Origin of the sequence: Streptomyces sp. NBC_01255, assembly GCF_036226445.1 — a bacterium.
Lineage (GTDB): Bacteria > Actinomycetota > Actinomycetes > Streptomycetales > Streptomycetaceae > Streptomyces.
This window is the reverse complement of record NZ_CP108475.1, coordinates 98,386-121,706: the sequence shown is the minus strand read 5'-3', so window position 1 is coordinate 121,706 and position 23,321 is coordinate 98,386. Positions and strand designations below refer to the sequence as shown.

The window sequence follows — 23,321 nt, the reverse complement described above, 5'->3', positions numbered from 1 at the left end:
CATTGTCTCTGGCCGAAACACTGGGGCCGGTCCGCCGGCGTTGCGGAATGCGGCGACGCCGTACGGCACAGGCCCTACGGTTGATACCGTCGATGATCATTCTGGGGGGACCGACCGTGGCCGACCTTCGTGCGCTGTTCAGCTCCAACGACCCGGCGGGGTACGACGCGGTGGAGGCGTTCACCGATCGCCAGAACCAGTGGACGGCGGTCTCGGCCGCACTCGGAGAGCACCTCCAGCGCGTGACTGGCCCCAGCTTCGACATCGAGGACCTCGAATCCCCCCGCACGAACCTGATCATGTTCCACGGGGTGGGTGGGGCCGGGAAGTCCACCCTGCTCCGCAAGATCGAAGCCGCCCTGACCACCGCCGAGGACCGGCCCACCCAGTGGGGCGCACCGGCCTGGACTCAGCGGCTCCTGCCGATCCGGATCGACCTGTCGCGCTCCGCGTCGACGGGATCAGACTTCGAACGCGTGCTGTTGACGATCCGCCTCGCGCTCGCCGGAGAGCTCGGCAGGACCCTGCCGTCCTTCGACGTGGCACTGCGCGCCTACTGGGAGCACACCCACCCCGGTGAACCTCTCGACGAGTACGTCCGGCGGACCGGGATCGCGGGGCGGTTCACCAGCATGCTGCCCGGCCAGCTCCAGGCCGGCGTCGGGGAAGTCGCGGCCGCCCTGCAGCTGCCCGGGCTGGTCGGCTCGGCCGCTGGACAGCTCACCTCGGCCCTGGTCACCGCGCTGCGCGAACGCCACGAGCGCGCCCAGGCCCTCGCGGGCGCCGTACGGACCGCGGCCCTGCTGGAGGCCACCCCCGACCTGGAGGCCCTGTCGTACTACCCGCACCTGTTGTCCTGGGACCTGAGCCAGCTGCCCGCGAAGAAGCAGCTGACGCCGGTGGTCCTGCTGGACACCTTCGAGGACACCGCCGACCGCCACCGCGACCTCGAGCGGCTCTTGCAGCGCCTGGTCTGGCTCATGCCCGGCACCTTCTTCATCCTCGCCGGGCGCAGCCGCCTGCAGTGGGCCGACCCCGCCCTCCAAGGCCAGCTCGACTGGACCGGCCCCACCGCCTGGCCCGGGCTGGGGTCCACCCACAACGTCCCCGCGCCCCGCTCCGCAGAGCGCTCCGGGCGCCAGCACTTGATCGGGGACCTGTCCCCTGAGGACTGCGAAACCCACCTCGCCCGCCGGCTCACCGTCGAAGGGCGCCCGCTCATCGACGCCGACATCCGGACCGCGATCACCGCCCGCTCCCACGGCCTGCCCCTGCATCTGGACCTCGCCGTCTCCCGCTTCCTGGAAATCCGCCGCACCGGGCGCACCCCCACCCCGGCCGACTTCGACTGCTCCTTCCCCGCCCTGCTGGCCCGCACCCTGTCCGATCTCACCGCGGAGGAGCGTCAGCTGCTGCGCAGCGTCTCCCTGCTGGACGCCTGGGACCTGGACCTGGCCACCCGGACCGCCGGCCTCACCCAACAGGCCCCCGCACGCCGCCTGACCGAACGCCCTTTGATCTCCGAGAACCTCTGGGCGCTGTGGCCGTACCACCTGCACCGGGCGATCCGTACGGCCGTGCGCGAGGACACGCACAGCGAGGACCGCTGGACCCCGGCCGACTGGCACCAGGCCGCCAGCCGCGCGCTGGCCGCCCTCGGCGAGCAGTGGACGACAGCCACCGCCCAGGCCCCCAGCCGGATGCTGCTGGTGGCGTGCCTGCGTCAGGGCCTGCGTCTCGCCCGCGACCACCGCCTCGACGACCTGGGCTGGCTCACCGACGCGGCCTACGACTACACCGACGACTCCATCTGGGAACCCCTTACCCTTCCCGCCGACACCACCGGTGCCCCGGACACGCCCGCGGACGCCCTGGCCGAGCTCCTCACCGCGATCACCCGCCGCCAGCGCGAGCACCGCCAGCACACTGTGGACCGGCTGACCGCGGTGCTGGACTCCAGGCTGCTGTCCGCCGACCTCGTCGAGCTCGCCCTGTACTACAGGGCGAAGGCGTACAAGGACCTCGACCAAGGCTCCGCCGCCCGGGCCGGAATGCGGCAGGTCGCCGACGCCGACGGCCGCCTCGCACCCAAGGCCCGCCGGGGCCTGGCCAACTTGTCCAGGCTGGCCGGAGACTTTCCCAGTGCCTTGGCCGCAGTCCCCAGCCTCGGCTGGAAGGGCCGCCACCACCGCGTCCTCGGCGACATCCACTGGGCCCACGCCGACACCGGCCGCGCCGTCGCCGCGTTCGAAGCCGGCCGCGCCGAAGCAGAAGATCACGGTGCGGCCGGTGAACGCGCCATGATGCAGGTCCGCCTCGCCCTCGCCCTGTCCTTCGCCGATCCCGTACGGGCCGGCGAGGAGCTCGCGCTCGCCCACCAGCTCCTCGAGGGCCTCGACCAACGCTCCAACACCCTGCTCGCATCGGTCGTGGCCTTGATCAAGGACGCGGGGATCCCCGGCGTCACCGACCGCGCCCAGGTCCTGCACGCCGACATCGACAGCGCCGGTCTCCCCTTCCTCCACCGGTTCGTAGAGCTCGCCGTGGCCTTCCACCACGCCGTCCGCGAAGAGGACCAGGACCTGGCCGCCACCATCGACCGCCTGCGCACGCTGACCGCTACCGGCGACTTCGCCTACTTCTGCGACATCGCTCACTTCATGGCCGCCCTGCCCCTGCCGGGGCCGTCGCCCATCCGCTGGACCACGAGCGAAGACGACGTCCGCTCCATGTGGCGCGGCCTCGTCCAGGCCCGGCAGGAACACCGGCTCGCCGGAAACTGACCCTGGACGCGCGACGGCCCCGACCAGAGGTGTCTGGTCGGGGCCCTCACCATGTACGGGCCGGGCGCCGGGGCCCGGAGAAATCAGCCGGCGTCGGGGCGCTGTCCCACGAGCTGGGTGAGCAGCTCGATGATCTGGGCCTGGTTCCGGTCGATCTTCTTGTCGAGAGCTTCGACCTTCTGGTCCAGGTTGCCGATCTGCAGGCGCACCGCGGTGAGGTCGGACTTGATGATGCCGAACTCGCGGTCGTGCTTCTCCGCGACCTCTTCGAAACGCCGGGTCAGGGCAGCGAGCTCGCCGTGGGCGATGGGGTCCTCGGACACGCGGGTACTCCTGCCAGATCACAAAACCGCAGATAAGAAGACTCCACGATATCGCGCCCACACCGCCGCACGGCCTCTGGTTCCGCAGACCTCTCCTGGAGCGGAAGCCCGCCGTCGTGACCGCCAGCACCAGCACCAGCACCTGCGCCGGCACCGGTGCCCCCCCATCACCTGACCCGCCGTACCAGCCTGTCGCTTCAGCAGTAGATGCAGGAGGGGCCGGCCGCGTGCGGGCCGACCAGATCTGTGAGCTGCTCCCAGGGGGTGGTGCGGGCGGTGGCGTCGAGGAGCGAGTCCACCGTTTCGATCAGGCGCTTGTTGCTGCTGGGGACCAGTCCCACCGTGTGCACTCCGGTGCCGGGGTGCCAGACGGTGTGCTCGATCACGGCGGCCAGGCGGGCGGCGCCGCCGCATTCGGGGAGCACCACCAGGTTGTCCCGGTGGGTCAGGACAAGGACGAGGGCCGGCGCGTCGGCGTAGTGGTCGCCCGCTCGGACGGCGCGCAGTACGACGGCTTCCAGGAAGCTCTCGGGTCCGGGGGCGGGCAGGCTGCGGGGGACGTGGAGGGCAATCAGCGTGGTGCCGGGCGCGGTGGCACACCAGGCGGGTCCGGCGAGAGCCGGCCAGGTACCCAGGGCCGCTCCCGCGGCGCTACCGGGGTGGGCGTCGAGGGTGTCCAGGACCCTCTGGGCCCGGTAGCTGCCGCCCGCGTTGGCCGGGGTGACGGCGCCACCGGTCAGCTGCGTTGCCGCGGCGGCGGGGAGCAGGGCGGTGTCGATGATGACGGTGGCCGCGCTTTCGGGGTCGCCGAAGGTGCGGTGGGCATCGCGGGCCAGGTGCATGGACGGGGCGTGTTCCATCAGCCATCGCAGGCCCTCCCAGAAATCGCCGTTCCCCGACGGTCGCTGGTTGGAGAGGCCGAAGCGAACAGCGACCTGCCAGACCTCGGAGTCGCACTCCTTGGGCAGTACGCCGAGGTCGGGCTCGTAACCGGGACGCCAGTCGTTGGAAGCCTGGCCCCAGCGGGTGTCGCCGAGTTCGCGTACGGAAGCGGCCAGGGTGCCCTCCAGCTGGTCGGCGGTGGCCGCACAGCGTCGCTGAAAGGCGTACGCGTCGGCGAGCGGCGGCGGGATCGTCTCGGTCCGTGAGGTCTGTGGGTCCCAGGCGGAGACCAGTGGCGGTGTCGCGCAGCCGGGCGGCCACCACGGCAGCCGGTGGCCGATCGCTCCGGCAAGATCTGCCATCTCCGCCGCCTGAACGGGCAGCTGACGCAGGCGGTCATGGAGGTCTTTCCCAGAATGTTCGGCATCCGGCTGGTAGAGGTCCAGTACGCGGACGAATCCGGTCCCGATGCCGTAGCGGGGATCGTTCTCGGTCGGGATCACCACGAGCGTGCCCAGCAGCCCCTCCCCGCTGGCCGGGCGGAGCTCGCGGTCGTCGAGCAGCTCGTGCACCAGGTTCTGCAGCGGGCTGCCGTTCTCCCAGTGGGGAGGCCACCCCACCAGCCGGGCGCTCTCGCCGGGCGCCATGACCGTGGCGAGCCACACCGACGGGCCACGGCCGGTGAAGCCGTCGGCGGTGTACTGGGTGACGTGCACGTCGATGGGCGGGCGCTGCAGATCAGCGAGGACGTCGTCCTTCTGGTGCAGCGTCACCGTGCGCTGCTCCGCGCGCTGCAGGCGGGGGCCATCGGGACCAGGCAGGAGCCACGACGCGGTACGTGCCGGCAGCCGACGCCCGGAGGCCGCGCACCAGCGGGCCACCGTGATGCCACGCCACAAGGGCCGCGCGTCCGTGCTGTCGGCGGCGTCGGGCTCGGGCAGGGGGACGGTTTCGTCGGCGGAGCGCAGCTGGGTGATCCGGCCGCGGGACAGGCCCGTGAGGCGGGCGATGTCGGCACTGCCGTAGACCGCGGCGAGCGCGTTCTCGGTGCCGCGGAAGCGAAGAAGATTCACCCAGCCCACGCTAAACGAATTGTTTAGCCCCTGGGTGGGAGTTGATGAAACTCAGCCCCGCAGCTGCTCCTCGGCCCCCGCGTCCCCGAGGAGGAACAGGGCCGCAACGTCCTGCTGACGGTTCGCCGCCCGCAACTGCCCGGCATCGAGCGTCCGGTGTGCCTCCCGAAGCGTCTCCCCAGCGTCAGAAACTGCCGGACCTCCTCGGGCCGCTGATGGGGCCGGCCGGGCGGGCGCTGCCGCCACTCGAACAGCTGGCGGCGGCGCCCGATTCGGCTGCGCTTCCTCGGGGCACGCCGGACCGTGTAGTCGGGCATGTCGTCGGACCGGCTATCGGTTGTTCAGCTCGAGCCGGATGCGCTCTGCCACGATCTCCCCGACGCCCAGGTCGTAGGCCGCCTTCTCCAGGGTCTTGCGCATGGGCTCGCCCACGAGGAACTGCCCCATCGCGGTCCCCGCCACGTACAGGCACACCGGGATCCAGGTTCGCGACTCGCTGACCTCAACCTTGCCGGTCCGGTACAGGGCCGGCGCCGCCCCCGGCCCGCGCTCCACGAACGCCTCGCCGGTCTGGAGTGAGGCGTGTGCGTACGACGACAGGTAGCGGTAGACGGGGTACATGGTCCGGATGCCTCGGGATGCGACGAGGTTGGAGACCGTGCCGATCTGCCCCTTGAGCTTCCGGTGGAGCTTCTCCTCGTCCTCGTCGGCGAAGTCGTAGGACGGTTCCTCCCCTACCTCGATGTCGGACGGCACCGGCCAGTCCACCTTGCCGAGGTTGTCGATCAGCTTCTTCCTCCGCGCCCACTCAGCGTGCTCCATGGCCTGCAGGCCCACCTCCTGGTGCTCGGCCAGCCAGTCCATGCAGTGCGCGTGCTCGATCAGGTTCCGCATCAGACCGGCCGCCTCGACCGTGAACTTGCTGTCGTACGAGCGCATCAGCAGGTCTGCGGTCCGGTTCGTGAACTGCCACCATCCGAGCATCTGGTGAGCGACGTCCTGCTGCGCGGTGCGCAGCTGAGGGTGGGATGCGACGACTTCCGCAGCCTCGTCGAGCAGACGGCGAGTGATGGCGTGCGCACGCCTCTGCGTAGCGGGGTTGTCCCCGAACTTGTAGACCATGGGCTGACGGTAGGGCCCGGAAGCATCCGGGACACCGGGATTTTCCCGGGCCCTACCGATGGGTCAGAACGATTGAACGCCGTCTGCCGTCCTCACGCCGTTGCCAGCGCGGCCGATGCCCTTCGCCGGGTCCGGCGGCGGGTGGTCACAGCAGCTGCTGGATCCGGTAGCCGAGCAGACCAGTGATGCTCAGGCCGGTGCCGTAGCTCAGTCCGCGTACGAAGTGGCGGAGCGCGGCGCGACTCCGACGTCGGCGAGGGCGGAGCAGCGGCCGTACGGGCGAGCGCGGTGACAAGCTGGTGTTGCTGCCTGTTCGCCGCCCGCAGTTGTCCGACGGCTTCAGCCCGTACAGCTCATCGGTGACCTGGTCGACATCCACACCCCACTGTGCGACCGGCCGACACAGCCGGGACCGGAGAACCTCCGGCCGGGCGCACGCCGATCACCCGCTCGGCGTGAGGCACTGCCCGGCAAGGGTCCGCACGGCCTACCGAAACAGGCCGAGCCCCTTCGGCTCTTCTACCGTCGAGGAGCGTCACCCGACAGGACGGACCGCCTCCACGGCCCAGCGCACGCGATCTCGCCCCCAGATCGCGGCGCCGGGCCCCTCACGAAGGGCAGTTTGGACAGGCGACGCCGAAGGACCGTTTCCCCGGTGAACCTCGTCCCCCATAGGGAGGCGATCTGCCGAATTCCTGCACGTCAGTGGTCCTGCAGGCGCTATTCCTTACGTTCGTGATCAAGAACATGCTCCGCGGTGTTGCCGCGCTCTCTCTTCTCCTGACCCCGCTCGCCCTGCCCTCGGCAGCGGCCGCGGCACCCACAGCTCCTGCGGCCGCCGAGGTCCTCAACGTGGCCGACGCGGTCGAGCAGATCCCGATCGCAGTCGAGGACCGCACCGGCTACCAGCGGGAATCGCAGTTCAAGCACTGGAACGCCGGCCTCCTGGCAGACGGCTGTAGCACGAGGGCAGAGGTGCTCCTGGCAGAGGCGATCGAGTCACCCGAGGTCGGAGACAAGTGCAAGCTGTCCGGGGGCAAGTGGCTGAGCTACTACGACGGCCAGTTCGTCACTGACCCGGGCAAGCTGGACCTTGACCACCTCGTGCCCCTGGCCGAGGCCTGGGACTCCGGGGCCTCCGCCTGGGATGCAGCACGGCGCGAGGCGTACGCGAACGACCAAGGCGCCGACGCATCCCTCGTCGCAGTCACCGCCCGCTCCAACCGCTCCAAGAGCGACCAGGACCCGCAGCACTGGATGCCGCCGCTCCCCGACACCCACTGCCGGTACATCTCCGAGTGGGTCGCCACCAAGCTCCGCTGGGGCCTCACGGTCGACCAGGGCGAGGCCGATGCCCTGGCCGTGTACGCGGAGGCCTGCGAGACGACCGTCGTCCACTACACGCCCGCCCCGTAGCCGTCCCGGCCCGGGAACGCACTGTGCCCCACACCGGAGCGTGGGGCACACGGGAGGTACTTCAGTTTGACCAACCGGTTCGACCTCCCACGCCTCACCGTAGCGGCACCGCCAGCGGGCCAAGGCCGGAGTTCACCGGGACGAGCTACACGGTCACGCCGACGGTGACGGGCTCGTTGACGACGGTGCATCCGAAGGCCTCCTCGTCAGGGGACGGCACCACGCGTCTGCCGTTGCCGCACTGACCTGGCTTCGTCTGCCGTGACGGACCGTGACCTCAGCGCGCTCCGGACGTTGAGCGGATCATGAAAACCCGCCGTATGACCTTCGCGCTCGTCGCAGCAACGCTTCTCGCGGTGACCCTTCCCTCTTCCGCCTCAGCTGCGGAAGGCGTCCTCACCGTGAATGGCGCCGCGTACGAGAACCCGAGTGGTTGCTACCCGATCGACTGGTTCCCCTCGTCGGTGGCCAACCACACCGATGCGATCGCAGAGGTCCACTCAGGCCCCGATTGCACTGGTCAGGTGGAGTGGCTCGTGTACCCGGGCGAGACGTACAACACTGAGACCGCCCAGAGCGTCTTCATCCTCTAAGACAGGCGACTGACGTTGCGGGCGCCAAGCCCCGCTGTCTGGCGGTCTGCCACGTGGCCAGCTCCCGTTCGTCGTTCTCCACGTGTGCGTACGAGGACCGGAAGGCATATGCCGGGGCCGGTTCGTGCAGGACCCTGGCGTACCTGACCGGCCCGGTGGCAGGGTGAACAGCAAGCGGCCCCCGCAGCCCCGTTCCTGCGGTGCGCGGCCGCCGGCCCGGCCCCGTGTCACCCCGCGGGGGCCGGGCCGCGCCCGCCTCCCGGCTCCCCACGGGAGGCCACCGGCGCGCCGCCATACCCAGCCGTCCTAGACGGCCGTGTCAGTGCCCCGTGGCACCCTGACGGAGCCCGGCAGCGCCCATCCTTGAAGCCGATGCCGCCGCCGGGCACCACCCCAGAGAGCGGATGCAGCCGGGTCCCCCCAGTGCGCCGGGCATGCCGCTGCGTCCAGCGGCGCGCGCTACCACCAGGCCCAGACGCGCCCCCTACGGCAAGGCGCGTCGGCGTCGAGGTTCTGCCTGTGGCCATGCGCTCCCCGCGTTCTCCTGAATGCCGTCGCCGAGCAGGTGGACCAGGAGGAGGCCGGTGGCGCGTCGGCTGAGGATGGTGGCGGTGTCGATGAGGCGTAGGTGCTCGTGGACGGGCAGAGAGAGGGCGACGCTGGAGGCCCGGCCGGGCAGGCCGAGGGAGAAGGCGACGCAGAGCACCGTGTCCGAGTACTCAAGGAGGTCGAACTGGGCGGAGTGGGGGCCGGGTCCGTCGAGTTCCTCGATGAGCGTACGCGGGTTGGTGATGGTGCGGCCGGTGAGCTGGACCGAGGGGTAGCGAGTGAGGTGGTCCATGCGGGAGTCGAAGTCCAGCTGGGCCAGGAGGCTCTTGCCGTTGGCGCTCGCGTGCCCGGTGCCGCTGAACGGGGCCACCTCCTCAACGGGGGGTGCGCTCGTGCTGAACGCGGACTCCCGGACCGTGATCTCGCCGTCGGTGTAGGTGCTGAGGTAGACGGCCGCGCCGAGCTCGTCGCGCAGAGAGGCGAGCGTGTCTTTGAGGAGCGAGTGGTCCGGGTCGGCGCGCGTGGCCAGGGCCATCAGATCTCCGGGGAAGTGGGCGCCCGCGACGGTGTCGATGAACCGCTCGCCGCGGAGCCAGTCCAGCAGCCGGACCGCGGAGTTCATCGGCATCCGGGTCCGCCGGGCGAGGGTGCGGGTGTCGATGCCGTCGGCCTCGTGGATGAGCAGGAGCATGTCGCGTGCTCGTTGCGTGGTCTGCCACCGTGCCGGGACGAGGGCTGGGGTGGTGCTGTGGCGTGCCATGTCGGTGAGGACGGCCGGGCGCAGGGCGCTGGCCGACCACCACGGCTCGCCGCGGGAGTCGATGGAACCGTGTACGACTTGGGGGCGCGCGGGGGCTGTGGAGCTCAGGTCGGGCATGGGCAGGGCCAGTCCGCCGGCGAGGGCGGTCAGCCGGGGCCGACCGGTATCCGTCGCCGAGCGAGGGCGCGGGGCGGGTCCGTACGGGGTGGGCAGTACGGGGGCGGGAACGAGAACGAGTCCGGTCCCTCCCGGCTGCCCGTCCTCGTCTTGTGGCTCGGCGGCCAAGGAGGCCTCCGGAGCGGTGCCGGGCTGCCGCCCGGGATCGGGCAGGGCCGGGTGCGGGTCCGGCTGAAGCAGGTGGAGGGGCATATCCAGCAGGCCGCGGAGCTCCTCGAAGAAGGACGGGTCCTCGGGCGGCGCCGGTGCACTGGTGGAGGGGAAGCGGCCGGCGGCCGCGGCGAGCAGCCGTTTGGCGTCGCCGTGTCCGTGGCGAGCGGCTTCGTCGACGAGGAACCACGCGTCGTCCGCGGACCCGGCGCGGGCCCGCAGCACGACCAGGGCGAGACGGAACAGCGCTCCCGGGTGCCCTGCCGAGGCCGCCTCGCCGAGCCAGTCGGCCGCGGCGGGCAGCTCGCCCCGGCCGAGCGCCTTGGAGCCGAGCCGGTACAGCGAGTTCGCCCGCTCCCGCTCCTCTACGTCCAGGCCGTACAGGCGGGTCAGGGATCCGAAGTCGCCGTCCGGGCGGTCCCAGAAGTCCGGTGGCCCGGCGAGCCGGTCGATGAGCGTCCAGAGCTCGGCCCGGGCCTCCGGCGCCGGGCGGCCGCCGCTGTCCTCGTTGAAGCGGCTCACAGCCCTCATCCTTCCTTCTCCACGCGTCGTGTCTTCTTCTTCCGGTGCCCGTCCCGGATGTATCCGCCGAGCCGGCCACGCAGCTCGATCACGGCCATGTACCGGTCCCGGTGAACGCGGTCCGCGCCTATGCCCAGGACCTTGGAGATCTGCGTGTCGTTCAGGCCCTGGCTCTGGAGCTGCACCACCTTGCGGGGTCGGCTCAACGGCATCGCGTCGATCGTGGGGACGACCAGCTCCTCCAGCGGATCGAAGTCGTCGACCGGCTGCCGCTGACCAGGGACCGCCACGACGAGCCCGATGTCGTCCAGCGGCTTCAGCCGCGTCTGCGCCCGCAGGGTGTCGATCGCCAGATTCCGCGACGTCCTGCGCAGGTAGCCGGCAAGCTGCACATCGGGCCCCAGCTGGCCGTTCATGACCTTCCTCGCCACCTTCAGGTACGCCTCGTGCGCGACGTCCTGACATGCCTGGTACGAGAGCTGACGGTTCGTCTTCCTGCGCAGAATTTGCGGTTCCGCCTTCATGAACGTCTCGTAGCAGTCCCGCAGCCGCTGGACCAGGTCCACGTCGGCGACCGCGCAGGGCTCCCCCGGACCCTCGTCACCCGCTACCACGGGCTGTACTCCTTCGCTGGCGGCAGCGCCTGCCCGTCCGCACCGCCGGCCTCGCCCACCCGCACGATCACCGACACCGAAGCGCCGGAGGCCTGGGGCGTGGCGATCTGGACGTGGACGGAAAGGGAGCCGTGCGCCGCGTGCTCGACGCGCGCGGGCACGGGTTCGCCGAAGACAGGGTGCTGCGTCATCCAGGCCCCGCGCTCTCGCCGGTCCCAGTACACCTGCACCACGACGGCCGCCGTCTGCACGGCGGCCGCGATGGCCGGGACGAGCCCGGCCCAGTCCAAGGACGACATCATGTGAGTCGCTCTCCATCTGAGGTTTCAGAGGCGCTTGAGGTGCGCCTTCGACCTCTTGACGGTCGAGCTCCCTGCGTTCTCCTCCCAGGACCGGAGAAAACCGGAACTGACCGGACCGGCGACGAACCTGACCGCTCCTGATCGGATGACGTGCCGGGCAACGTGGACCCGTACCCCGAGCCGCTGTACGTGCTGCCGACTCCCAGTCCTTCGCTTCACCCCTGCCGCCAGACGCCGCTCAGGAGGCACCTGTCCTGCCGGGGTTAGCTGGGCTTGAGGGCGAGGCCTTCGCGGGAGATGACGATCTCGCCGGTGCTCGCCCCGGTGGTGGTGGCGGTGAGGTAGCGGCGCTGGACGGACTCCTGGACGAACACCTCCACGTCGCCGCCCTCCAGAAGATGGGCGAGCGCCACGAGGAGAGCACGCTCCTCCACCTCGGCCTCGATCTGCACTACAACGTCAACGCGGCCGAACCAGGGGCTCTCCTGCTGGGACCGACGGAGCCGTCGGCCCTGACGGCCGGCGTCCTCGGTGGAGATGCGGCGGCGCAGGATCTCGTCGACGATCGCGTCCGCGGCGTCCTGGGGAGCGGCGAAGCCGCCCTGCGGGGTGCTCATACCGTGTGAACGAGTGTCACCACTCACCGGATGCCCTGGAGCCCCGTCCGGCGATGCGGGTCGGTGTTCGGGGTAGGAGCCAGCCGGTACGAGCGCGGCGTCCTACCAGGCATGCCATTGGGACACCGCGCTCGTATCGGCTTGTTCAGCCGATGATGTTCAAGGTGACGCGGTGGTGCAGCTGTGCCGAGGTGATGGTCACGAAGACGGTGCCGCCCCGGGAGCTGCGGGTGATGCCGACGATCCGGAAGCCGGGCGCACCGGCCGGGATGCCCAGGGCTGCGCAGACGGTCTCGTCCATCGGCTCGGCGGTAATCACTGACTCGGTGCCTGCGACGTCCCAGCCGAGCCAGTCCGCGACGCGTACGCCGACTGGTGCCTTCGGTGACGTCTCCCCGGCGGGGGTGAGCATCGGCGGGGTGCCTTCGTACCCGTCGGGCACCTTGGCCGCGATCTCGTACGGCATCAGCGTCATCTTGTGCTGCACGGGCACACCGTCGACCGACCGGATGCGGGTGCGTTCGACGACGGTCGTGCCCTCGGTGATGCCCCACGCTGTCATCTGGGCCGGCGCGTCGAGCTGGCGCACCAGCGTCGTCTCCTCCGTCGCGGTCCCTTGGGCGGTGGGCTTCCACGCCTGGGCGACCGACAGGTCCGGGGGCGTGAAGGTCCCCAGGTGGGCGTCGGACTGCTTGGACGCTGCCACGCGGGTTCCGCTGCGGGCATCGGTGCGGACCAGGCCGAGCGCGCCCAGTGCGGTGTAGGCGGCGGATACGGTCTGCTGGCTTACTCCGTGCTCTGCTGCGAGGTCTCGTACGGTCGGGAGTTTGCTCCCGTGTGGGTACTCCCCTTCGATGATCTTCTGCCGTAGTTGCGCTGCGATCGTGCTGGCGTCCATGTGCCCTCCGACTCGGCGGCGTTCCCTGGCTCGCGCCCTGATCCTGTGTCAAGCCAGGACTTCAACTGTATTGACAGCGTGGGTTGCTGAGAACCGGCCACCGGTGACAGGGCAGATGCGAACTGTGTTGACAGGGTATCGGGGCGTCCCTACTTTCGAGGAACACCCATCGCTCTCAAGGGCGACGCTGCCGGGTCGGCCAGGTTCACCGCCGCCGGCCGACGGCGTCCCGGCCGGGGAAGGCGGGAAGCAGATGTGTCACCGTACGCGCGTCCATCAGCCAGCCCATGTCCCCGCTGCGCACCGCACGCCGCACGTCGCCAGCACGGCCTTCGGTTTCCGAGCCGGAGGGGGCCAGGGAGATCCGGCGGAAGAACTTCACCAGCGCGGGCAGCTTGCCGGGGTGGATGCCGCCCCGCTCACGCATCGCGTACAGCGGCAGGAACCACGACTCGAAGAGCGTGCGCTGCGCGTCGCCCAGCCGGTGGACCTCGTAGAGCCGGCCGAGCAGAGGGTCGCCGTAGGGAACCTTCCCGTGGACGGCGTAGCCCAGCCGGATGCCGCCGTGGCTCCTGAACGGCAGGCCGTAGGCGGCGACGTGCGCGGCGGCGGTCTCGGTGGCCAGCATGACGGCGTGCTCGGCGCCGTGCGGCCCGGCCGCGGCCAGGATCGCGATGTGAAGAGCGGCACGGGGGTCGAGCACCGTCCCGGTCAGTCCGAACGGCGACAGGCTGATTCCGTGCGCGCGGGTGCGGGAGAGGATGAGCTGGTCGGGGACGTTGCGGGCGATGTTCTCCAGGTGCGCCAGGCGGCGCCCGTGAACATCGTCCGGGCCCAGGACCGGGGCGCCGGCGGGTCTGCGGGCCGTCAGCTGGGGCGCGAGCGCCTCCGCCAGTTCGGTGCTGCCGCATGCCTTGCAGGCGAGCGAGCCGATGCCCGCCATGTGATCGCAGGACGAGCACACCACGGTGGCCGTCCTCTCCACGCTCAGGACGCCCGCCTCGAGCCGGTCACGGATCATGTCGTGGGCGAGGCGGGCGACTGCCGGGTCCGCGTCGGTGAGCACTCCTGCGGCGGGCAGCAGGCCCTCGGGGTACTTCGCGCGTATGCGGGCCTGTTCGTGCTGATGCCTGTCCGTGCCGGCGGCCGGTTCCGTCTGGTGCCGCAGGTCCCCTTCGAGGGTGACCGTGTTCCACAGGTGGGGGACCGCGGGCTCACCGAGGAGGGCGTTCAGGGCGGCGGCCGCGCGTATGCCGACGGCCTTGCCGGGCTTGTCGGCGAAGGTGAAGTCGCCGTTCTGGACGGGACCGTTGAAGAAGGCGAGGCGCATGGTTTCCCCTTACGCGGGAGGCTCGATGACCTGCTGGAGCTCGTATCCGCCCGCAGTGGCCCGGTAGACGATCACGGCGGCGTTTGGCAGCTTGCGGGCGCGCGATTCCTCGACGACCTCGGTCACCGGGCGCTTCTCCAGGACGGCGCGGAGACCGAGGATCGCGGTGTGGTGGGTGAAGGCGACCACGTTGCGGCCGGCCTCGACGGCGCCGGACGAGAGCAGCGCCAAGAACGCGGTCACCCGCCCGTGGACCTCGAGGGCCAGGGACTCGCCGCCCGTGCCGGGCGGGGTCCACAGGTGTTTGCGGTTGCGGCGGTCGTCCGCCCCTTCGGGGAAGGTGGCGAACAGCTCACGCATCGTCATGTAGGTGGCGTCCCCGTAGTGCTGCTCGTTCAGCAGCCCCGTGACCTCCGCCTGAACCGCCGGCATTGCGAGCTCGGCGGTGTCCCGGGCACGCCGGTACTGCGAGGTGAACACCACCGGCTGCTCCCCCACCACCGGCGGCAGTGTCCCGCCCAGCCACACCGACTGGCGAAAGCCCCGGGCCGTCAACCCCACGACATCCCGCGACAAGGCGTGCGCCGCCTCACCCGCCCACGGCCGGGGGTCCTGATAGAAGCCGTTGTACTTGTCGGCGTTCTCGACCGACTCCGCGTGCCGCACCACAGCCAGGATCATGCCGCCGCACGCTACGCCCCGATACCTCCCGAGAAAAGAGGAAAGTTCGTGAAAGATGAGTGGACGTTCGTCAAGAAGCGGACCGCGGCCGAAGGCGCCGTCTGGGTGAACCAGGACCGCTCCCGTTACCGGCGCACCGGGGACAGCCGGCTCAAGGCGGAAGCCGCGTTCCAGCAGCGGATCGCCGCCCTGGGCTACCCCGTCCCCGCCGTCTTGGAGACCGGATCCGTCGGCGCGGAGTTCTCCTTCGTGGAGCCTTCGCTCGGGCCGGCCTCGCTGCACGACACGGCCTGGAACGCTGTCGGCGGAGCCTACGGGCCGATGCCCGACGCCGTCGTCGACGCCGCCGCGGCCGTCGGCGCACAGCTGCTTGACGCCCAGGCGAAGCACGCACAGCCCGCCACCCGGGCCGCGCTGCGCTCCTGGTTCGAGGAGGCGGGGTGGACGGGCAACGTCTTCGCGGAAAACCCCGACCTCGACACCCCCCACACCCGCGCCGTCGTGGACGCCGCGCTGGACCGGCTGTCCCACACGCCCATGTGCTGGGCCCACTACGACTACGGGCTGCCCAACGCCTTCCCCGCCGGCGTCATCGACTGGCAGCACCACGGTCTCGCCCCGGTCGGCTACGACACCTTCCCGGCCCTGGAGATCATCGCCTTCAAGGGCGGCACCAAGGGCTACTACGCCACCGGGGCCCAGCGCGAGCGGTACGTGGCCGCGCTCGACGAAGCCGCCCTGAGCGTCCTCGGGAGCCGGCCGAGTCGGCACCTGGGCGAGTTCCTGCTCATCAAGGCCCTGTTCTTCCTCGCGCTCATGAAGCCGGCCGACCTCACGAACACCGACAAGGTCCTGAAGTGGAACTACCGCCGCACCCTGTTCACGATGGGAGTCGAGCAGTATGAGCGCACCGGCCGTATCGACACCGGGACCTTCCCCAGCCTCGACGACTTCGCCGCTCAGCCTGAGCACTGCCGTACCGGCGGTGCGTGACCGGGACTACTTACTCGACCGGCACGGCGTGGTGTTCAAGGTCATCGGCGACGTCCACCCGCCCACCCACTACCTCGGGTACGTGAAGTACTACCCGGACGACAAGGGCGACCGGACCCTGTTCGGCCGCACCTACCGGCAGAACACGATCGTGTCCAAGGCGTTCGGCATCCTCGCCGACCGGCCCGAGTGCTACCTCTACTCCGACACGATCGGCTGTGTCATCACCGGCGTGCCCCGCCAGGACGTCACCCGGCACTACTCGTGCCGCCACGCCCTGACCGCCCTGCACCAGACGCCGGAACTCCTCGGCAGCGCGCCGGTCGCCCGGGACCTGAAGGCCGTCATCGACCGCGTCGTCGACCTCGGCGCGCAGGACGTGATCGGCGTGACCGGCTCGTTCCTCGTCGGCTGCTTCAACGCGCGCTCCGACGTCGACCTCGTCTGCTACGGACGCCGCGGCTACGAAGCCGCCCGCGAACTCTTCTCCGACCGCACGCTCATCCGCCCGTACGAAGGCGACGCCCTCACCCGGCTCTACCTGCGCCGCGCCAAGTACATGACGGGCAGCTCCTTCGACGTCCTGATGCGGCAGGAGACCCGCAAACTGCAGGGACTCACGGCCGGGGCCGACGCCCACATCAACTGCGAGCCCCTGCGCGAGGACGGCGACCGCACCTTCACCGACGTCACCACCAAGGAGGTCGGGGCCATCAGCGTCGTCGCCACCATCACCGACGACGTCCAGGGCCTGGCCACGCCGGCCCTGTACGGCATCGACGTGGACACCGTCATCCAGTCCACCGTCGACGACCCCGAGATCTTCGCCCGCCGCATCACCCACATGCGCTCCTACCTGGGCGCATACACCGGGGCGTTCCGTACGGGCGACACCGTCTACCTGTCGGGCAAGCTCGTTCACACCAAGGACGGGCCCCGCTCCGGCTTCGGCATCGAGCTCACCCCCTGGACCGCCGCCGAGTCCTACCTCGCCACCCTCGCCCGATGACCCCTCCCCCGTGCAGGAGGCACGCCGTGACAGCCAACCCGCCCGAGCTGTTCGCATCGGCAGCGGAGCACTACGTCCGCTTCCGCCCCTGGTACCCCGACGAGCTCTTCGCGCTCCTGACCGAGCGGTTCGACCTCGACGGCACCCAGACGGCCCTGGACCTGGGCTGCGGCCCGGGCATGTCCGCCCTACCGCTGGCGCCCCACGTCGCCCGCCTCTACGCCATCGACCCCGAGCCCGGGATGCTCGCCGCCGGCGCCCGCCTCGCCGAAAAGCGCGGCGTCACGAACATCCAGTGGATCAACAGCGACTCCACCCAGATCACCGCCCTGGATCTGCCCCCGATCGACCTGTGCGTCATGGCCAAGTCGTTCCACTGGTTCGACCGGCCCCGCCTCCTGGCCGACCTCGACCACCTCATCACCCCCGGCGGCGGAGTCGTCATCGCCTCCGCCGGTCCCCCCGGCACCACGCCCCTGCCCGCCTGGGCGGCCGTCATCGCCCAGGTCCGCACCGCCTACCTGGGACCCGTCCGCCGCGCCGGAACCGGCACCTACCCCGAACCCGAAGACCGCTTCACCGACACCCTGCGCCGCTCGCCGTTCTCCCGCGTGGAGCTCACGTCCCTGGACCAGCACGTGACGCGCGACCTCGACCAGCTCGTCGGACTCCAGCTGTCCAACTCTTACTCCACCCCCGCCCTCCTCGGGGACCGTCTGGACGCGTTCACCCGCGACCTGCGCCGTGCGCTCCTCGACCACGACCCCTCGGGCCTCTACCACGAGGAGATCCGCACCGAAGTCCTCATCGCCACCCGCCCCGACCGAAGGAGCACCACCCCGTGACGACCTTCGCCTCCGCCGCACACCACTACGCCGCCTTCCGCCCCCGCTACCCCGAGGAGTTGTTCACGCTCCTCACCGAACGCTTTCAGCTCGACGGGACCCAGACGGTTCTCGACCTCGGCTGCGGACCGGGCACCATCACCGTCCCCCTCGCCTCACGCGCCGGCCACGTCTACGCGGTCGACATCGAACCGGCCATGATCAGCGAAGGACGCAAGGCCGCCGCCTCACACGGCACCGGCAACATCACCTGGGCGTGCGGCGACGCCGCCGACCTCACCGGCATGGGCCTGCCCCCGCTCCACCTGTGCACGATGGGCAAGTCCTTCCAGTGGATGAACCAGCCTCAGGTCCTGGCCGACCTCGACACGCTCATCCGCCCCGGAGGGGGGATCGCCCTCGTCTCCACCGGTCCCAGGAGTAGCACGGTCAGGCCGGCGTGGCTCGACATCATCGAGAGCGTCTGCACCGGCGTCATCGGACCCGGCTATCGGCAGGAGCACGGACCCGTCGCCCACCCCGCCGAAGGACGGGACGACGCATTGCGCCGGTCCGCGTTCCCCCGCATCGAGACCGCCCGCTGGGACCAGACCTTCACCCGCACCCTGGACGAGCTCGTCGGCCTGCAGTACTCCTTCTCCTACTCCAGCCCCGCCGTCCTCGGCCACAAGCAGGCCGCCTTCGAAGAACTCCTGCGCCGTGACCTCACCGCGTTCAGCCCGACCGGCATCTTCGAGAACACCGTCCCCATCGAAGCCGTCATCGCCACCAGGCCGTAGCCGTCCGTCCGCTTGATGAACCGCCGCTCGCCGCCCCTTGCGAGGCACACGACTCGGCAGGCCGGCCTGCGGCGGGGAGCGGCCGGTGTGCCACGCTGGAGGTGCCCGGTGGGGTCGCGCCCGTGAAGCCGACGCCGCTCCGCCGGGCACTGGCCCCCCGATCAGCGCAGGAAGGCCCCTCTGTGGACGGCACCGGTCTCGAGGGCAAGGACGTCGAGTACGAGGTCGTGCTCCGCTTCCGTCCGGGCGGGCCGGCCATCTTCGGCGTGTGGTCCAGGCCCGAGACGGCCGACGAGAAGTTCCTGGAGTGGCTCGGGGCGCATGGACAGCCCGGCGCCGTCCTCACCCTCACCGCCATCGTCGACGGCGTGGTGCACCCGGTAAAGCACTGGACCGCCGAGGGTGGGGTCCAGGCCGGAACGGCCAGCTCCGTGTAGATCCCGCCAGGACGGGACCTACACGGAGATGACGGCGGTCGCCGGCCTCTAACAGGCGCTGCAGTCGAAGCGGCCAGGCCGCTCCTGGGCCACGGCGATGGGCCGTCTGTCACGGACGTGTCCGATGTCCTGACCGCACAGGGGGCAACCGGCGCGTTCCTGCACGACGCGGGTCAGCCGGACCCGGCTCACCTGACCGCAGCGGGAGCAGCGCGCCGACCAGGGGGCGCCGGGGGACCGGGGCGGCCGTTCGACCGGGTCGAGACCGGCCGCCCGCAAAACGGCTTCGGCCCGGCTGCGCCCCGCCCACCCACTCCACTGCTCCCGAGCCTCCTTCGCGGCCCTCTTCTTGGCCACCGCCTCCTCGTGCTCCTTGGCCTTGACCCTGTGGTAGGCCGCGATCCAGTCCCGGAACTGACGCTCGGGAACGTGACACGCGTGCAGGTAGGAGCAGAGCTGCCGGATGCTGCTGGGAAGCTGGCGACGGTTGTAGATCCGGTTCGCCGCGCTCCGGGAGAGGGGCGCGAAACGGTCCTTGTTCCGCCGGAAGGCGGCCTCGGCCCGCTCCTCCATGGCCGCCATGGACGGCGGCTGGTCGCTGCTCTCCTCGCGTACCCGACGCAGCGCGTCGCTGAAGTCGTGACGGTGCTGCACCAGGTGCACCGCCGGCGCGGGGGTGAGCGTACGCCGCTGCCGTCCCGCCGGACGCGACGCCTCCACCCACATCTGCTCCGCCTGGTCGGAGTTCAGGCCGAGGCGGCGGACGTAGCTGTCCACCACGTACTTCTCCGGGGCGCGCCTGCCGGCCTCCGCCCGCTGCACGGTGGAGGAGGAGACGTCCATCACCTCTCCGGCCTGCTCCTGAGTCAGGCCCTTGGCCTGGCGGGCGGCCCGCAGCGCCTGGGCGAGCTGGCCCAGGGCGCTGTCAGGCCGCGGCATCGGCTTCAGGCGCCGAGCCCGATACGGCTTGTCCTCCATGGGTCAGACCTGCGGGGGCGCCTGGAGGACGGCCACGGCGGAGCGGACGAGCCGGGTAAGCGCCCCGCTCGTGGCCAGCCGGACCGTCACCGCCCCGGCCGCGCCCGCCCCGGCCGCGAACAGCACGGCGTCGAGGGGCGGCGTGCCGGTGCGCGCCAGGACGAGCGCGATGACGGCCACGACCACGATGACGACCGCGTCGGGGAAGAGCAGGTGCCGCGTGTGGCGGCGCGTGATGATCCTCATGGGGGTACACCCTTCGTAGATGGGTCCGGCCGTACAGGGAAGCGGCCGAACCGGTGTGCCGCGGAGCCGGATCGGCTCCGCGGCTGTACCGCACTGCATCCCGCGGGGCGTGCCCTGCCCTTGTCGCGGTGACAGAGATCGTGCCACTCCGTGACGGGGTGTTACGACGAATGGGTGCACTTCCTTCACGTCCATCTCACCCGGGAAACCTGGATTCTCCAGAAATTCCTGTAGCCGTATCGGGTCGAACCGTGGCTAAAAGATCATGCTCCGGGTGCACCTCACCCTTGTGACCAGCACATCTGCTCTACCGTCCACACGTTCGGATTGATGGTGGCGGCCTTCATCGTTAGACGATCGTGTAAACACCCATCCGTAAACCAGTTTGGGTTGCCCAGGTCCCGCCGCCGCTGCGAGGATCCGACCACGCCCCTGTACCGCATGGCATAGCTCAGGGACAACGTGGCCCCGGAGTGCCCCCGGACCACGACATCGAGCCGGCGGCCTCCATGGCCGCCGGCTCGACGCGCGTCAGCCCCCCGGACGGCCGGGCCCGCCTGCGAGCTCGATCCTCCCGTACCCCCGCTATGGCGACCGGCGTTGAGAAGGGCATGGACCACGACAACGCCGCCGCACCGGTGGCCGGCACCTACCCGGACGAGACCCGCCTCGCCCTGCTCACGCACGCCGAGGCCCGCGAGACGATCGAGTACCTCCAGCTCCTGGAGCGGCTCGCCCCGGACAGGCGCGGCCAGGCGGCTGGGCAACTCGCCGCCAACCTCGCCCGCCGCCTGCCCGCCCCGTAGCCGTCGCGCCACGGCGGACACCGATGTCGGATCAGCCAGGACGCGCGGCTGCACGTCGGACCGACAGACGAACTCCTCGACCGGGCGGCGGTAGTCGAACTGCAGGCGGCGCTGAGCGCGTGGCTGCACTTCACGAAGGACACCGGACATCCCGCCCCGCAAGGCGACGGCCCCACCTCACCCCGCCGCCGCCCCGAGCCCGGGACGGCGGCCGGTTGACGGACACGTCCGTACGCAAGACCCGCGAAGAGACAGCCGGGCCACAAGAGCCGTCACTACCGTGGCTGACCTGCTGACCCTGGTCTTGGACGTCCTCGAGGAGCTGACCGTCCGCACCTCGTAGTTCTGGCGCAGCACGTGGCGGACCAGGCCGGCTACTTCCTCATCCCCACAGCATCGTCCCTGCCGCGGCCGTCGCACTCGCGCCCGTGGCTCGGGGGATGTAGGCAAACGTCCCCTTCCAGACCACGGTCAGGTCGTCAGGAAGTTCGACGCCAGCGATCCCGCGCACGACCTGCCGCAGGAAGTGCCAGTCCTGTGCCAGGTCGGCCAGCACCGGCAAGCCCGGCACGGTTTCGGCATCCCGCCGTGCCAGCTGCTCGCGTACCCTCCTCTCGGCGAACTGCGCAGTCGCCAAGACGCCGGGCGCCTTGGGATCAAGGCGGGGGAAGAGCCAGCCCAACAGCCTCTCAACCTCCTCGATGGTCAGCTCCTCGACACCGCGCACCACCGCATCCGGCCCTGCCGCTCTCACAGCCACACCCGCTCCCCTCGTTGCTGATCGGGATCTTGGCACGTCAGGGGGGCCAAGGCGACTGTGCGGTTCAGCGGATGCCCTGAAATCCGGGTCCGAGACCGCGCCGCCTGGGCCGAGGACTGCGGGCAGGGCGCGGGTCCGACACCCGCTCTGCCCCGGCCGGCGCCGGATCGGGCTCGACGGGCAGGCCGAAGCGGCGGCGGGCCGTGGACGTCGCGGCAGTCACCGCGGCCAGCACCTCGGCCACCTCCGGGTCGACCTGGGCGAGCGCGGCGGCCAAGGTGTCGATCGCGACCAGGGCGTCATCGACGGCCGCCAAGCTCCAGCCGGACCCGGCTGCGGCGTCCGCGAGCTCGCACGCCGCCTCCGCCACCTGATCCGCCTGCTCCTCGATGCCGGGCCCTGCCCGGTCCACCAGCCCCATGCCGTCCCCAACGCCGCGCGCGGCCGCGGGGACACTGCCAGGAACCCCGGTGCTCATCGCTCGCCCCGGCCTGCGAGGCCGACATGGTCTCCGACCGCGCCCAGCCGACGTATCGATCGGTCTCGGGCTGCTGAGATGTCTGTTCCTGGTCAGTCAGCCATGGGTGCGGGCAGGTGTGGGTGGCCGAACTCTGCGTCGGTGAGCCACCCGAGTCGGGGGGCCGGGAGCTGCAGCGCGGGGGTGGGCGCTTCGCAGAGCGGGCCAGTGTCGTTGCCGGGCGAGACCCATACACCGTTCCATCGCGGGTGTCGGTCGGTGATGGGATCGCCGCAACCGGCGCAGAGGATGACCGGTACCCCGTGGTCGCGCAGCAGCCGTGCGAGCTGGAGGGGCTGGAGCTCGGGCACGTCGTCCGAGTCCCCGAGGAAGCCGGACATCATGGTGGAGCTGTTCCAGGTGGCCGTGTCGACGGTGTCGTCCCAGGTGGTGTTCGGGCCGACGCTGTGGAAGGTGCGCCATCCGAACACCGGGGTGCCCGGGCCATGGGGTTCAGGCGCTTCCTGGAAGGACTCGAGTACGGCAGCGGTGTAGCCGGGCTGGAAATTGCGGACATCCGATTCCGTAATCGGGCGGATCACGGTGTGCAGGACATCGAGAGCGACGAGCACTCCGGCGTGCAGTTCGTCCCGGCCGTGTTCGCCGGCCTGGTGCGCGGCGCACAGCACCATCTGTTCCAGGGCGCCGTCGAGGAAAACGGCCTGCTCAATGAGAGCTTCGCTGTTGTCGGTCAGGACGACGCGGTGGCGCATCTTGGCGCCTTCGACGCTGCCGATCCACTCCACCTCTTCGCCAGCCTGAACGGTTTTCACCGCGTCAGCAGGAGTGGGAAACCGGTCCTTAAGGGATGCGAGCGGGTTGAACTCCTCCTCCGGGGCATCGTCCCAATCCGCCAGTTCTGTGTATTGGGTCGGGGCTGTACGAACTACGGCAGGCTTGTGGGGCGCCTTGCGGTCCTTCTTGCGCTTCTTCGGCATCCTCGTCGCTCTCCTCACCTTTTCGTGGCTCGATGATCCTTGCAGTGGCCAGGTGGCACCTGTACCTCGATCAACTGAAAGGCCTATGTGATCTGCCGGTTGATCGTCCTGCCGCAGTGCTGTCACCCGGCCTGGCGCAGGGCGGGAGCCACGGTCGAGACACCGTCCCTCCCGGCCGCTCGGCGCCGGCCACAGGATCGCGGCGATGCGTACGGCCTCGT

The 23,321-nt window shown here is 70.6% G+C and carries 25 protein-coding genes; 9 read left to right on the top strand and 16 right to left on the bottom strand.

What is annotated here, in order from left to right:
- Window positions 1-116 precede the first annotated feature (116 nt).
- Window positions 117-2,783, top strand: coding sequence for an ATP/GTP-binding protein (locus OG357_RS38625; protein ID WP_329625956.1), 2,667 nt, complete (start codon window positions 117-119; stop codon window positions 2,781-2,783).
- Between the two features lie 83 nt (window positions 2,784-2,866).
- On the opposite strand, the gene OG357_RS38620 is transcribed toward OG357_RS38625, so the two are convergent.
- From OG357_RS38620 to OG357_RS38605, 4 genes are all read right to left on the bottom strand, one after another.
- On the bottom strand, window positions 2,867-3,106 hold the full coding sequence (locus OG357_RS38620; RefSeq protein WP_329625955.1) for a hypothetical protein: 240 nt from the start codon (window positions 3,104-3,106) through the stop codon (window positions 2,867-2,869).
- A gap of 197 nt (window positions 3,107-3,303) precedes the next feature.
- Window positions 3,304-5,061, bottom strand: a complete 1,758-nt coding sequence (locus OG357_RS38615) for a hypothetical protein (protein ID WP_329625954.1) — start codon at window positions 5,059-5,061, stop codon at window positions 3,304-3,306.
- A gap of 330 nt (window positions 5,062-5,391) precedes the next feature.
- Window positions 5,392-6,183, bottom strand: a complete 792-nt coding sequence (locus OG357_RS38610) for a DUF5677 domain-containing protein (RefSeq protein WP_329625953.1) — start codon at window positions 6,181-6,183, stop codon at window positions 5,392-5,394.
- 145 nt (window positions 6,184-6,328) lie between these two features.
- Complete coding sequence (locus OG357_RS38605) at window positions 6,329-6,562, bottom strand: hypothetical protein (RefSeq protein WP_329625952.1); 234 nt, start codon at window positions 6,560-6,562, stop codon at window positions 6,329-6,331.
- Between the two features lie 356 nt (window positions 6,563-6,918).
- Here OG357_RS38605 and OG357_RS38600 point away from each other — a divergent pair, with 356 nt between their 5' ends.
- Window positions 6,919-7,599: an HNH endonuclease family protein gene (locus OG357_RS38600; RefSeq protein WP_329625951.1), complete on the top strand. Its 681-nt coding sequence runs from the start codon at window positions 6,919-6,921 to the stop codon at window positions 7,597-7,599.
- 320 nt (window positions 7,600-7,919) lie between these two features.
- A complete protein-coding gene (locus OG357_RS38595) occupies window positions 7,920-8,192 on the top strand; it encodes a hypothetical protein (RefSeq protein WP_329625950.1) in 273 nt (90 codons plus the stop codon).
- A 484-nt stretch (window positions 8,193-8,676) separates the two neighbouring features.
- Here the strand turns inward: OG357_RS38595 and OG357_RS38590 are convergent, their stop codons facing one another.
- From OG357_RS38590 to OG357_RS38560, 7 genes are all read right to left on the bottom strand, one after another.
- Window positions 8,677-10,350 carry an IclR family transcriptional regulator domain-containing protein gene (locus OG357_RS38590; RefSeq protein WP_329625949.1) on the bottom strand — a complete coding sequence of 558 codons (1,674 nt, stop codon included), beginning with the start codon at window positions 10,348-10,350 and terminating at the stop codon, window positions 8,677-8,679.
- 5 nt (window positions 10,351-10,355) lie between these two features.
- Window positions 10,356-10,964: an RNA polymerase sigma factor gene (locus OG357_RS38585; protein ID WP_329625948.1), complete on the bottom strand. Its 609-nt coding sequence runs from the start codon at window positions 10,962-10,964 to the stop codon at window positions 10,356-10,358.
- Complete coding sequence (locus OG357_RS38580) at window positions 10,958-11,266, bottom strand: hypothetical protein (protein ID WP_329625947.1); 309 nt, start codon at window positions 11,264-11,266, stop codon at window positions 10,958-10,960. Before OG357_RS38580 ends, OG357_RS38585 begins: the two co-directional genes overlap by 7 nt.
- 263 nt (window positions 11,267-11,529) lie before the next feature.
- Entirely contained in the window at window positions 11,530-11,883 is a 354-nt protein-coding gene (locus OG357_RS38575) for a hypothetical protein (protein ID WP_329625946.1), read from the bottom strand.
- A 145-nt stretch (window positions 11,884-12,028) separates the two neighbouring features.
- Window positions 12,029-12,781, bottom strand: a complete 753-nt coding sequence (locus OG357_RS38570; protein ID WP_329625945.1) for a GntR family transcriptional regulator — start codon at window positions 12,779-12,781, stop codon at window positions 12,029-12,031.
- 205 nt (window positions 12,782-12,986) lie between these two features.
- Complete coding sequence (locus OG357_RS38565; RefSeq protein WP_329625944.1) at window positions 12,987-14,111, bottom strand: hypothetical protein; 1,125 nt, start codon at window positions 14,109-14,111, stop codon at window positions 12,987-12,989.
- A 9-nt stretch (window positions 14,112-14,120) separates the two neighbouring features.
- On the bottom strand, window positions 14,121-14,792 hold the full coding sequence (locus OG357_RS38560) for a histidine phosphatase family protein (protein ID WP_329625943.1): 672 nt from the start codon (window positions 14,790-14,792) through the stop codon (window positions 14,121-14,123).
- A 48-nt stretch (window positions 14,793-14,840) separates the two neighbouring features.
- Between OG357_RS38560 and OG357_RS38555 the strand changes: the two genes are divergently transcribed.
- From OG357_RS38555 to OG357_RS38535, 5 genes are all read left to right on the top strand, one after another.
- A complete protein-coding gene (locus tag OG357_RS38555; RefSeq protein WP_329625942.1) occupies window positions 14,841-15,785 on the top strand; it encodes a phosphotransferase in 945 nt (314 codons plus the stop codon).
- Window positions 15,778-16,794: a hypothetical protein gene (locus tag OG357_RS38550; protein WP_329625941.1), complete on the top strand. Its 1,017-nt coding sequence runs from the start codon at window positions 15,778-15,780 to the stop codon at window positions 16,792-16,794. The genes OG357_RS38555 and OG357_RS38550 overlap by 8 nt, the downstream gene beginning before the upstream one ends.
- A gap of 26 nt (window positions 16,795-16,820) precedes the next feature.
- On the top strand, window positions 16,821-17,639 hold the full coding sequence (locus OG357_RS38545) for a class I SAM-dependent methyltransferase (protein WP_329625940.1): 819 nt from the start codon (window positions 16,821-16,823) through the stop codon (window positions 17,637-17,639).
- Complete coding sequence (locus OG357_RS38540; protein WP_329625939.1) at window positions 17,636-18,418, top strand: class I SAM-dependent methyltransferase; 783 nt, start codon at window positions 17,636-17,638, stop codon at window positions 18,416-18,418. Before OG357_RS38545 ends, OG357_RS38540 begins: the two co-directional genes overlap by 4 nt.
- Window positions 18,419-18,600: 182 nt before the next feature.
- Window positions 18,601-18,855: a hypothetical protein gene (locus OG357_RS38535; RefSeq protein ID WP_329625938.1), complete on the top strand. Its 255-nt coding sequence runs from the start codon at window positions 18,601-18,603 to the stop codon at window positions 18,853-18,855.
- Window positions 18,856-18,903: 48 nt separating this feature from the next.
- On the opposite strand, the gene OG357_RS38530 is transcribed toward OG357_RS38535, so the two are convergent.
- Entirely contained in the window at window positions 18,904-19,794 is an 891-nt protein-coding gene (locus OG357_RS38530) for a helix-turn-helix domain-containing protein (protein ID WP_329625937.1), read from the bottom strand.
- A 42-nt stretch (window positions 19,795-19,836) separates the two neighbouring features.
- A complete protein-coding gene (locus OG357_RS38525; RefSeq protein WP_329625936.1) occupies window positions 19,837-20,079 on the bottom strand; it encodes a hypothetical protein in 243 nt (80 codons plus the stop codon).
- A gap of 587 nt (window positions 20,080-20,666) precedes the next feature.
- Here OG357_RS38525 and OG357_RS38520 point away from each other — a divergent pair.
- On the top strand, window positions 20,667-20,885 hold the full coding sequence (locus OG357_RS38520; protein WP_329625935.1) for a hypothetical protein: 219 nt from the start codon (window positions 20,667-20,669) through the stop codon (window positions 20,883-20,885).
- Window positions 20,886-21,267: 382 nt separating this feature from the next.
- On the opposite strand, the gene OG357_RS38515 is transcribed toward OG357_RS38520, so the two are convergent.
- The 3 genes from OG357_RS38515 to OG357_RS38505 form a co-directional block, all read right to left on the bottom strand.
- The gene (locus tag OG357_RS38515) at window positions 21,268-21,645 is read right to left on the bottom strand and encodes a hypothetical protein (protein WP_329625934.1); all 378 of its coding nucleotides are present in this window, start codon (window positions 21,643-21,645) and stop codon (window positions 21,268-21,270) included.
- Between the two features lie 64 nt (window positions 21,646-21,709).
- On the bottom strand, window positions 21,710-22,066 hold the full coding sequence (locus OG357_RS38510) for a hypothetical protein (RefSeq protein ID WP_329625933.1): 357 nt from the start codon (window positions 22,064-22,066) through the stop codon (window positions 21,710-21,712).
- Window positions 22,067-22,215: 149 nt separating this feature from the next.
- Complete coding sequence (locus OG357_RS38505; RefSeq protein WP_329625932.1) at window positions 22,216-23,100, bottom strand: hypothetical protein; 885 nt, start codon at window positions 23,098-23,100, stop codon at window positions 22,216-22,218.
- Window positions 23,101-23,321: the final 221 nt, after the last annotated feature.

What these genes read in the sequence shown, in the direction of transcription:
- OG357_RS38610 (WP_329625953.1), bottom strand. Translation starts at nt 6,183, where the DNA reads ATGGTCTACAAGTTCGGGGACAACCCCGCTACGCAGAGGCGTGCGCAC.
- OG357_RS38595 (WP_329625950.1), top strand. Translation starts at nt 7,920, where the DNA reads ATGACCTTCGCGCTCGTCGCAGCAACGCTTCTCGCGGTGACCCTTCCC.
- OG357_RS38580 (WP_329625947.1), bottom strand. Translation starts at nt 11,266, where the DNA reads ATGATGTCGTCCTTGGACTGGGCCGGGCTCGTCCCGGCCATCGCGGCC.
- OG357_RS38575 (WP_329625946.1), bottom strand. Translation starts at nt 11,883, where the DNA reads ATGAGCACCCCGCAGGGCGGCTTCGCCGCTCCCCAGGACGCCGCGGAC.
- OG357_RS38570 (WP_329625945.1), bottom strand. Translation starts at nt 12,781, where the DNA reads ATGGACGCCAGCACGATCGCAGCGCAACTACGGCAGAAGATCATCGAA.
- OG357_RS38565 (WP_329625944.1), bottom strand. Translation starts at nt 14,111, where the DNA reads ATGCGCCTCGCCTTCTTCAACGGTCCCGTCCAGAACGGCGACTTCACC.
- OG357_RS38560 (WP_329625943.1), bottom strand. Translation starts at nt 14,792, where the DNA reads ATGATCCTGGCTGTGGTGCGGCACGCGGAGTCGGTCGAGAACGCCGAC.
- OG357_RS38530 (WP_329625937.1), bottom strand. Translation starts at nt 19,794, where the DNA reads ATGCCGCGGCCTGACAGCGCCCTGGGCCAGCTCGCCCAGGCGCTGCGG.
- OG357_RS38525 (WP_329625936.1), bottom strand. Translation starts at nt 20,079, where the DNA reads ATGAGGATCATCACGCGCCGCCACACGCGGCACCTGCTCTTCCCCGAC.
- OG357_RS38520 (WP_329625935.1), top strand. Translation starts at nt 20,667, where the DNA reads ATGGCGACCGGCGTTGAGAAGGGCATGGACCACGACAACGCCGCCGCA.
- OG357_RS38510 (WP_329625933.1), bottom strand. Translation starts at nt 22,066, where the DNA reads ATGGGGCTGGTGGACCGGGCAGGGCCCGGCATCGAGGAGCAGGCGGAT.
- OG357_RS38505 (WP_329625932.1), bottom strand. Translation starts at nt 23,100, where the DNA reads ATGCCGAAGAAGCGCAAGAAGGACCGCAAGGCGCCCCACAAGCCTGCC.